Origin of the sequence: Vreelandella aquamarina (assembly GCF_900110265.1) — a bacterium.
GTDB lineage: Bacteria > Pseudomonadota > Gammaproteobacteria > Pseudomonadales > Halomonadaceae > Vreelandella > Vreelandella aquamarina.
Window position 1 is genome coordinate 85,319 of record NZ_FODB01000003.1, and the last position, 10,484, is coordinate 95,802.

Sequence of the window (10,484 nt, forward strand, 5' to 3'; positions counted from 1 at the left end):
GCTCGAAGTGTGGCCATTAGCGACCACCCACCAGCGTGGTAACGCGCAGGGTGCGGTCGTCGGGAATTTCCGCTTGAGACATCACCACTAAGTGGCGCATGCGGCGGCGCAGGAAGCGCGACAACACGGCCCGTAGCGAGTGCTGAACCACCAGCACAGGCGCTTCACCACTGCCTTCATGTTTCTCTAACGCTTGCTGCGCTTGATTCATCAAGGTATCCGCCAGCCCTGGCTCCATCGCACCATTGCCGTTCATTGCTTGCAACAAGACTTGCTCTAACTGCGCATCCAGCCCCATCACATGCAGCGTATCTTGGCCCGCGAACCACTGCTGGGTAATGGCCCTGCCCAGCGCAATACGCACCAGAGCCGTTAGCTCGTTGGGGTCTTTCTGCTGACCCGCATGCTCTGCCAAGGTGTCCAGCACGGTACGCATATCACGAATCGAGACATCCTCATCCAGTAGGTTCTGCAAAATGCGCTGCAGCACGGTGAGGGAGATGGACTTCGGCACTACTTCTTCGACCAGCGATTTTTGATCTTCGCCCAACTTGTCCAGCAGCTTTTGAACCTCCTGGCGGCCCAGCAGTTCAGGCGAGTGACGGTGCAGCAGATGGTTAAGGTGCGTGGCGATGACCGTACTGGCATCCACGACCGTGTACCCGTATACCTGAGCATGCTCCCGTTGGTTAGCGTCAATCCATACTGCTGGCAAGCCAAAGGCAGGGTCTTGGGTCGGTGTACCCTGAAGCTCCCCCGAGACCTGACCAGGATCAATGGCTAGCCATTTACCGGCCTGCGCCTCAGCGCGGCCAATTTCCGCTCCCTTCATGGAGAGCACATAGGTATTGGGTGGTAGTTCTAAGTTATCGCGAATGTGCACCACGGGCGGCAGGAAGCCCACTTCCTGGGCAAACTTCTTGCGTACGCTTTTAATACGGTCCAGCAGTTCACCCTTCTGCCGGGAATCCACCAAGGGGATCAAGCGATGCCCCACCTCTAAACCAAGCATGTCTACCAGTTGAACATCTTCCCAACTGGCTTCAGGTGTTTCCTGGATGGGCGGTGGTGCTGCAGAGATCTCTTCCTTAACCAAGGTCTGCTCTTTTCTACGCATTAGATACCAGGCTAGGCCGCCCAGCAGCGCCGTGAAAATAAGGAAAACGAGGTTGGGCATACCGGGAACAAGGCCTAGCAGGCCCATTACCATGGCTGCCAGAATCATCACCTGGGGGTTTACAAACAGCTGGCTGATCATCTGCTGACCAACGTCCTGCTCGGTATTTACCCGTGACACGGTCACGCCCGCCGCCGTGGAGATCACCAGCGCTGGAATCTGGGCGACGAGGCCATCACCAATCGTTAGCAGCGTATAAGTGCGGGCAGCATCGGCAAACCCCAGGTCGTGTTGCATCATACCAATCAGTAGGCCGCCGATAATATTAACCACCATGATAACCAGGCCTGCCACGGCATCACCGCGGACGAATTTACTGGCACCGTCCATTGAGCCATAAAAATCCGCTTCCTGGGCAACCTCGGCACGGCGCTTTTTCGCTTCGTCCTCACCAATCAGGCCAGCGTTCAGGTCGGCATCAATCGCCATCTGCTTGCCGGGCATAGCGTCAAGCACGAAGCGGGCCCCTACCTCGGCAATACGCCCAGCCCCCTTGGTGATTACCATAAAGTTGATAATCACCAGGATGAGGAACACGACCAAGCCTACCGCGAAATTACCGCCTACCAGGAAGGTGCCGAAGGCCTCAATGACCTTGCCCGCCGCATCGCCGCCTTCGTGGCCTTCCATCAATACCACACGGGTCGAGGCGACGTTCAGCGAAAGACGCAGCAACGTGGTAAACAGCAGCACGGCCGGAAACGCGGCAAAGTCCAGCGGCTTCTCGGCGAACATGCTGACCAACAACACCATAATCGATAGCGCAATATTGAAAGTGAACAGCAGATCCAGCGCGAACGGCGGAAGGGGCAGAATCATCATGCCCAGAATCATTAAAATCAGCAGCGGACCGGCGAGCAGCTTCATGCTCACATCGTTCATCCAGTTACGCTGATTGATCAACTGGCTTAAGCCTTTCATGGTTGCGCCTCATTGCCATCGGCACGACGGCCGGGACTATCCATTTCCGGGGGTACCGGTAAATTATCGGGTGTGGGGGGCACCTCGCCTCCTTGTTGTGCAACATGTTTCAGGCGGTAGGCCCAGGCCATCACTTCGGCCACGGCAGTGTACAGTTCGGCGGGCACTTCATCTTCTAAGTCGACATGATGATACAGGGCGCGCGCCAGAGGTGCTGCCTCCAAGCGCGGAACACCTGCTTCCTCGCCAATCTCACGGATTCGAGCGGCAACAGCATCGGCCCCTTTGGCCACCAACCGAGGAGCCCCCATACGCCCCTCCTGGTAAACCAGCGCCACTGCATAGTGGGTTGGGTTGGTAATAATGACATCAGCTTCAGGTACTTTGCTCATCATGCGCCCGCGGGCCATGGCCTGCTGCTGCTGGCGAATACGGCCCTTCACATGGGGGTCGCCCTCAGAGTCTTTATGCTCTTGCTTCACCTCTTCTTTGGTCATACGCAGCTGTTTGGCGTTATTCCACAGCTGAAATGGGACATCAATGAGAATAACCACGATCAGTGACAGGACGATGAGGCCCGCCACCAGCGCTGCCATATTCAGCGCACTGACCAGTCCCTGCTGCACGGGCTGGTCCATTAGCCCCATAAATTTGCCAATATTAAAATATAAAAAGCCAGCTGCCACACCGCCCACCAAGATGGACTTAGCAATCGCCTTAGCCAGCTCAGCAAGGGCCTGAACAGAAAATATCCTTTTTAACCCTTTCACTGGGTTTAATTTTGAAAATTTAGGCTGCAACGATTTTGAAGAGATTAACCAGCCACCTAGCAGTGCCGGTGCAACCAGTGCAATCACCGTGAGCAGTAAAAATAAGGGAAGCATAGCGATGAGGGTTCGCTGGCCAAGATCCAGCGCATTCACCAACATAGGCGTGCTTTCCATGGCATGGCGGCGCTCAAATAAAAACGCCTGCTCCATCACCATCCCAAGCTGGTCATAGAGCATTTGCCCCATACCCCACAACCCCATCACCCCACCCAGCAGCATCATGAAGGTAGTTAGTTCGCGGGATCGAGGCACCTGACCCTCTTCGCGGGCTTTATCTAATCGCCTGGGCGTGGCCTCTTCGGTTTTTTCCTGATCGCTGTCGTTATCTGCCATGCTGTTATCCGGCTGACGAGTGGCCAGTTGACCAAAATAAGGCATACCATAAACTCAGCCGCCCTAAAGGACGGCTGAACAGTCTACCTATTTTGCCAGATGCAGCGGCTTACAATGAGCTAATAACCCAGCATTAAAAGCCTAATTCGTCCAATAAGTCGTCTACCTGATCCTGGCCGGTAACGATATCAGGGGCGTTCTCTTTCACCTGCGGCCCATTAAGAAGATCTTCATTGCGGCGAGCTTTCTCATTTTTCCACTGATCTTCGGCCTTGCGCTGCATCGTTTCACGAGCTTCAACACCGGGAACATTGTCGATGAGTACCTGTACCAGCTGATGCTCGATCTCACGGATCACATCCATCATTTTCTTGATGACTTGACCGGTAAGATCCTGGAAATCCTGTGCCATCATAATGTCCATCAGCTCCTTGTTGGTCGCTGAGGTAATTTCTGGCACGTCGCTCAGGTAGGTGCGCGTCTCTTTTACCAACACCTTTGCGTCGTCTAGCTCTTTTGGTGCTTCGAACCACTCGGCCCAACGCTTGTCGAGTGCTTCCGCACGCTCAGAGAGCTGATCTTGCAGCGGCTGCGCACGATCAATGGCGTTCAACGCCCTGTCTGCAGCCTGCTCGGTCATCGTCGCCACGTAGTGCAGCCGGTCACGGGCGTCGGGGATCGCTTCAGCGGCCTTTTCAATCTCTTTGTCTAAGCCCAACTCGCGCATATTGTCACGCAGCATGCGGGTAAGCTTACCAATGCGAAAGATAAGGTCTTCTGCGGCTTCTTCAGACAGTTGGGCAGAACCACCCTGCTCATTCTGACTCATTGTGTTGTCTCCTCGTTAACCGAGCGCCTTGGCTCAGCCGCGTCATTTACCCATTTTCTCGAAGATTTTATTCAGCTTCTCTTCTAGGGTCGCGGCAGTGAACGGTTTGACGACATAACCATTGGCACCCGCTTGTGCGGCAGCAATAATATTCTCTTTTTTCGCTTCGGCCGTTACCATCAGTACCGGCAAGTCTTTTAGCGCATTGTCCTGGCGAATCTCTTTCAGCATTTCCAGGCCATCTAGGTTGGGCATGTTCCAGTCGGAAACCACAAACTCAAAATTGCCCGCGCGCAATTTATTAAGCGCATCTTGACCATCTTCGGCTTCTTCAACATTAGTGAAGCCCAGCTCTTTCAACAGGCTACGTACGATCCGGCGCATAGTGGGAAAATCGTCTACTACCAAGAAACTCATGTTCTTATCAGCCATTGGTCATCCTCTCAATAACGACATCTATAGGGTGACTGGGAATTCAGTCAGGGTTAAAATTCTTCCCACTCTTCGTGGTGCTGCTGGGCAGTTGCTCGACGATTCGGCGGTAAAGCCGTTGACTGAGCAGCAGACGCCTTAGGAACCGACGTGTGCGATGCTGATACACGCGTAGGTAACGCATGTGATGCCTGCTGAGCACTTAGCACCTGAAAGACCGCGACCGCCTCTTCTAAGCGATTTGCTTGCTCTTCTAGTGAAGCGGCCGCTGCGGTTGCCTGCTGGACCAACGCGGCATTTTGCTGAGTCACCTGGTCCATTTGCCCCACTGCCTGACTCACCTGCTCAATACCGTCGCTCTGCTCTTGGGACGCCGCTGAAATCTCATCCATGATATCTGTAACCCGGCGCACCGCGGTGACGACTTCCGTCATTGTCTGGCCCGCCTTTTCTACCAGAGATGACCCCTGGTTGATCTGACTAACAGACGCCTCAATCAGCGTTTTAATCTCTTTTGCCGCATCCGCACTGCGGCTAGCGAGGTTACGCACTTCCCCGGCCACCACCGCAAACCCGCGCCCTTGCTCGCCAGCCCGCGCTGCCTCAACCGAAGCATTCAGTGCCAGAATATTGGTCTGAAACGCGATGGAATCGATCACATTAGTGATATCTGCCACTTTTTGAGAGCTGGTGGAGATACCGTGCATGGTTTGCACCACTTGTTCAACGACTTGACCACCCTGCTCTGCTGTGGTGGAAGCATCAGCGGCTAGCGTACTGGCCTGTCGAGCGTTGTCAGCATTCTGTTTCACGGTGGCTGTCATCTGCTCCATACTGGCCGCCGTTTGCTCAATGGACGCTGCCTGCTGCTCAGTACGCGATGAAAGATCAGCATTGCCGCTGGCGATTTCTCGGGTGCCGTGGTGAATCTCTCGACTCCCCTCGCGCACGCGTGCCACCGTTGCGCTAAGGTTTTGCTGCATGGTGGCCATAGCCGAAAATAAACGGCCAATTTCGTTTTTACCGGCCTCTGGCAGCGGCTGCGTTAAGTCTGCCTCGGCAATGCGATCAAGCCGCTGAACGGCATTGTTAAGTGGCGCAATGACTGTGCGGCGTAAACCGATATAAATGGCCAGCGTCACTATCAGCGCAAGGCCTACCGCTAGCGCGTTGATTAAGGTAAACAGCTCTCCCTGAGACTCAGCATCCACACGGATTGTATCAACACGCCCAAAACCATAATCGACGAAGGCATCAATACTTTCGGAGAGTGCGTTTAGTGGCTCGGCCAGTTCGCCTCGTAGCTGGTTAAACGTATTGATATCCATGAACTCAAAGCTAGCGTGTTGCTGCTTTACCAGATCAAGCACAGCGCGGAAGTTTTCATCGACAGCGCTTCCCAAAACTTCACCCCGTGCTGTACGCGGCGCGGCCTGATACTTCTCAAAGCGACGCTCGGCCCGTTCGATACGATTTGCCGCCACCTCTACCTGCTCATTAGATTGGCGAGTCTGCCCCACCATCAGTAAATTAGAGGCAGTCTCCATGGCTAGCATGGCTTGGTTGAGTAGAGAGTCGGCGCGGTTCAGCTCGTTAAGCTGTTCATTTCCAATAAGATTCAGCGTCGCTAAGTTACTCTGAGCATTACGGTCAGCCACGACGCCAAGCCCACCCACAACCAACATCAGCGTGACGAGGCAAGTTAGCGCCGTTACCACGGTCGAATGAATACTTAAATTGCGCAGTAAACGCGTCATTGTTATGGCTCCCCTTATTAATGCATGAACCAAGAAGGGTTTGACATTTCTTGGTACTTAAACGCGCTGCGCGCGCCCTGAAGCAGCAACCAGCGCCATAAGACGCGACGGTATATCGTCGAGTGCAACGACCTCGACTGCTCCCCCAACGGCAATCGCCTCGCGCGGCATACCAAAAACCACACAGGTCTCTTCATTTTGTGCGATCGTCGGCGCACCTGCTTGACGCATTTCTAATAGGCCTGCCGCGCCATCTTTTCCCATACCGGTCAGAATGACGCCGATGGCGTTTTTACCAGCATGCTTAGAAGCGGAGTGAAACAACACATCTACCGAGGGGCGATGGCGGTTAACCGGCGGTCCATCGTTTAGGCGGGCTACGTAGTTGGCGCCACTGCGGGCAAGCTCTAAGTGCTGGTCGCCAGGGGCAATATAGGCATGGCCTGGCAGAACCCGCTCACCGTCCGTGGCTTCCTTCACGGTAATACTACACAGTCGATCCAGGCGTTCTGCAAAAGAGCGCGTGAAGCCACCGGGCATATGCTGGGTAATTAAAATGGCAGGCGCATTGGCAGGTAAAGGTTCTAATACGGCACGGATTGCTTCAGTGCCGCCAGTAGAAGCACCAATAATAATGAGCTTCTCGCTGGATATCATGGGTGCTTTAAGCCGAGTGGGCGGCGGCGTGTTTTTATGGCGTGCCTGACGCGGACGCGAACGAGCTGCAGCACGCAATTTTTCAGCAATTTCGTTAGCATACTCCATCATACCGCTGCGAATACCCAGGCTTGGCTTCGCTACAAAATCCAGCGCACCGAGCTCCAGGGCGCGCAGGGTAATTTCAGAGCCGCTTTGGGTTAGCGACGACACCATCAGCACCGGCATAGGGCGCAATCGCATCAGCCGCTCAAGAAAATCGAGGCCGTCCATCCTCGGCATCTCGACATCAAGCGTCAGTACATCTGGGTTATGCTGCTTGATCAGATCTCGGGCAGCGATGGGGTCAGGCGCAACGGCGACAACTTCCATGTCTGGCTGTGAGTTAATGATTTCGGTCAGCAAATCACGAATCAGCGCCGAGTCATCGACGCACAACACTTTGATCTTGGCAGCGCTCAAAGCACGCCTCCTCTTACGGTATCCACCGCGGCATCACTCCCTGCTGGCAAACGCCCTCGCCGGAGCTTAGCTCACGTCTATTGTTCACTTATTGTTCACTTATTCGCGAGGGTATAAACCGTTTGCCCGCGCAACTTAAACGCATCGCTGATATACGAGAAGTTTTCGGAGTGTCCCGCAAATAGCAGACCATCCTGTTTCATCAGCGGTGCAAACCGCTTCAAAATCTTAGCTTGCGTCTCTTTGTCGAAATAAATCATGACATTACGACAAAATATTGCATCAAAAGGGCCTTTGATAGGCCACTGAGGGGCCAGCAAGTTCAGTGGCATAAACTCAACAAGTGCCGAGACTTCTGGGCGCACGCGGGCAAGCCCGATGTGATTGCCGGTACCTTTTTGAAAGAACCGCTTCACTCGCGCTTCGTCCAGTTTGCGCACTTGCTCCTGGGGATAAATCCCCTTACGTGCTTTCGCCAGTGCATCGGTATCAATGTCGGTAGCAATCACTTTGGCTTGGGAGGCTTTCGCGCCAAGTGTCTCTAGCAGCGTCATGGCAATCGAGTAGGGTTCCTCCCCCGTCGAGGCAGCTGAACACCAGATGGTTACCGGCTCCTGCTTATGCTTAACATGCTCTGCCAACAACGGGAAGTGATGCGACTCACGGAAGAAGGCGGTTAAGTTGGTGGTCAAAGCGTTGGTAAACGCCTCCCACTCTTTTGCGTCAGGCTGACGCTCCAACCGCGACAGGTAGTCAGTAAAGCGCGTCATGCCATGATGGCGCAGCCGCTTAGCTAAGCGGCTATAGACCATTTCGCGCTTATGCTCAGCTAATACAATACCAGCGCGCTGGTAAATCAGCTCTCGAATGCGCGCAAAATCAGCATCGGTCAGCACCAGATCTCGTTCGATCTGCCCACTAGACGTCCATTGGCCTGCGTCGCTACCCCGTTCGCGTTGGTCTGTCAAAACTCTTCCCACTCCTCTACAGAGGCCATTTGCCGTTTCTTAGTCGGCACAGGCGATGTGGCACTGCTGTTATGTGCAGACCCCGCTGGCAACACGTTTGCCTTTGGAGTTGCGGTCACAGGCGGCTGCAAGCCAGTGGCCGCTAGCGGGCTTTGGTTAAGTCGAAACGCTTCAACGGAAAGCGACAACAGTCCTGCTTGTTGCTCTAGGGCAACAGCTGCCCGTGCAGTTTCTTGAACGCGCAGAGCATTTTGCTGTGTTGCTTGATCCATTTCCGCAACGGCTTGGTTGACTTCCGTAATACCGCTGCTTTGTTCCGCAGAAGCCGCCGAGATGTCGCGCATAATATGACTAACGCTGCGTGCGGCTTCGGCAACCTCACTAATCGCTGCCTCAGCTTTTTCGACTAAGCCAGCGCCTACGCTCACTTCCTGGCTCGAATCGTCAATAAGTGTGCGAATTTCCTGCGCTGCTCCAGCACTACGCCCAGCAAGCTTACGCACCTCTTCGGCCACCACAGCGAAGCCACGACCATGCTCTCCCGCCCTGGCGGCTTCCACCGAGGCATTCAGAGCCAAGATATTGGTCTGAAACGCAATCGAATCGATGACGTTGATAATGTCGGTCATTTTCTGCGAGCTTTGTGTTATCCGCTGCATATTAGCGACCAGTTGTGTCATCAACTCCCCGGTTTGTGTAACCCTTGTTGCATTGTTATCGGCCAGTCGGCGCGCTTCTTGAGCATTATCGCTATTTTGCTTAACCGTGGTTGTCATCTCTTCCATACTGGAGGCCGTTTGCTGCAGCGAAGCTGCCTGCTGTTCAGTTCGCGTGGAGAGTGCTTCGTTGCCACTGGCAATGTCTTTAGCTGCAGGGGTGACTACGTCAATGCCACTTTTTACATCACTAATGATGTTGCTCAGGCTTTTACGCATGGTGTTGAGAGAGTCCATCAACTGACCAATTTCATCACGGCGTTTGGGCGGTACATGTGCCGCTAAATTGCCGCCTGCGATTTGCAACGTAAAACGTGACGCGTGCTTCAGTGGCGTAATAATAGAGCGCAGCGTTAGGACACTAATCAGTACCAGTAACAATAGTCCTGCACCTAATACACCAGCTTGTACGCTAAGCATGGCGGTTTGACCACGCTCGGCCTCTGCTGCCATTGCCTCCGCTGCTTCCTGCTTTTGAGCGATCAGTTGATTGACCATAGCGGATAGCTCCCGCCCCTCCTCGTTCATCACACTGATAACAGCATCCAGGCCGGTGAACGCTTGGTAAGTCTCTTCAGCCTGTAGCACGCTAGCCGCTTGGTTCATGCCTTCAGACAAAAAAGCTTGTAGCCGCTCGTTGAACGAAGTGGCCAACGGCGTCGTATTCACATCGCGACTGAAGTACGCCTGCCAGATATCAACGATTTGTGTAGCACTTCCCTCTATCGCTTCCCCCATCTCGAAACGCTGGTTAATCAGTTCCATGCGCTCAGGCTCAATCAGCGCCTGACGTGTTTGCGCAATCGTTTGATCAATTTGCTGAAGGCGAATAACATCCCTTAAGCCATCGTTATTTAGCTCACCCAATCGTTCGCCTGCCACATTAAGGCCATAAAGCCCCACGCCACCGCTCGCTACTAGCAGGGCCCCTGCCACGACCACCATGCCAACTAATTTGGCACGTATTGTGTCGAGACGAATGCGCTTAATGCGCTGTAACAAGCCCTTTTGGCGCACGCGCCCTTTATCCAAGTAGAGGCGCTTATTGCGCCCTTCTCGTATCTCTGCATAACGCTGTTCAGCCTGAGCAATCGCCTTGGAGTTATTGTCAAATTCTGTGTATGGCCGGTCAGGCGGCAGTCCTGTCTGACTGATCGGTCAAGGGTTCGCCGTCCTTGAACTGGACGTTGTTCACGACCAGCTCCAGCTTGTTGAACCCCTTGATCCGCTTCCAGCGCTTCTGGGCGCTCTGAAGCAGCTTGAAGACCATCGCCAGGGTCGTCGCTCTGGAGCCGCAGTTCCGGCTGCGCTTGCTCCGCAGGCGGACCGTGGCGAAGGTCGACTCGATCGGGTTGGTGGTGCGGATATGCACCCAGTGTTCTGCCGGGTAGTCATAGAACGC

General features: G+C 54.3%; 8 protein-coding genes and 1 pseudogene. All 9 read right to left on the bottom strand.

The genetic code is table 11. The features are described from left to right. Positions 1-16 precede the first annotated feature (16 nt). Entirely contained in the window at positions 17-2,098 is a 2,082-nt protein-coding gene (gene flhA, locus BMY49_RS01600) for a flagellar biosynthesis protein FlhA (protein WP_058577010.1), read from the bottom strand. Next, a complete protein-coding gene (flhB, locus tag BMY49_RS01605; RefSeq protein WP_074211647.1) occupies positions 2,095-3,261 on the bottom strand; it encodes a flagellar biosynthesis protein FlhB in 1,167 nt (388 codons plus the stop codon). The genes flhA and flhB overlap by 4 nt, the downstream gene beginning before the upstream one ends. A 133-nt stretch (positions 3,262-3,394) precedes the next feature. After that, positions 3,395-4,090, bottom strand: coding sequence for a protein phosphatase CheZ (gene cheZ / locus BMY49_RS01610; protein ID WP_054641155.1), 696 nt, complete (start codon positions 4,088-4,090; stop codon positions 3,395-3,397). 42 nt (positions 4,091-4,132) lie between these two features. Beyond that, positions 4,133-4,522 carry a chemotaxis response regulator CheY gene (gene cheY, locus BMY49_RS01615; protein WP_044629557.1) on the bottom strand — a complete coding sequence of 130 codons (390 nt, stop codon included), beginning with the start codon at positions 4,520-4,522 and terminating at the stop codon, positions 4,133-4,135. Between the two features lie 53 nt (positions 4,523-4,575). Next, entirely contained in the window at positions 4,576-6,279 is a 1,704-nt protein-coding gene (locus BMY49_RS01620) for a methyl-accepting chemotaxis protein (protein ID WP_089674601.1), read from the bottom strand. Between the two features lie 57 nt (positions 6,280-6,336). Continuing rightward, positions 6,337-7,398, bottom strand: coding sequence for a protein-glutamate methylesterase/protein-glutamine glutaminase (locus BMY49_RS01625; RefSeq protein WP_058577009.1), 1,062 nt, complete (start codon positions 7,396-7,398; stop codon positions 6,337-6,339). Positions 7,399-7,493: 95 nt separating this feature from the next. Continuing rightward, positions 7,494-8,366: a CheR family methyltransferase gene (locus BMY49_RS01630; protein ID WP_054641152.1), complete on the bottom strand. Its 873-nt coding sequence runs from the start codon at positions 8,364-8,366 to the stop codon at positions 7,494-7,496. Beyond that, positions 8,363-10,177, bottom strand: a pseudogene (locus BMY49_RS01635) (methyl-accepting chemotaxis protein); the annotation flags it as partial. The pseudogene BMY49_RS01635 and the gene BMY49_RS01630, both read right to left, overlap by 4 nt. 34 nt (positions 10,178-10,211) lie before the next feature. Beyond that, positions 10,212-10,484: transposase (locus tag BMY49_RS01640; RefSeq protein WP_208596161.1), on the bottom strand; the 273-nt coding region annotated here is incomplete at its 5' end.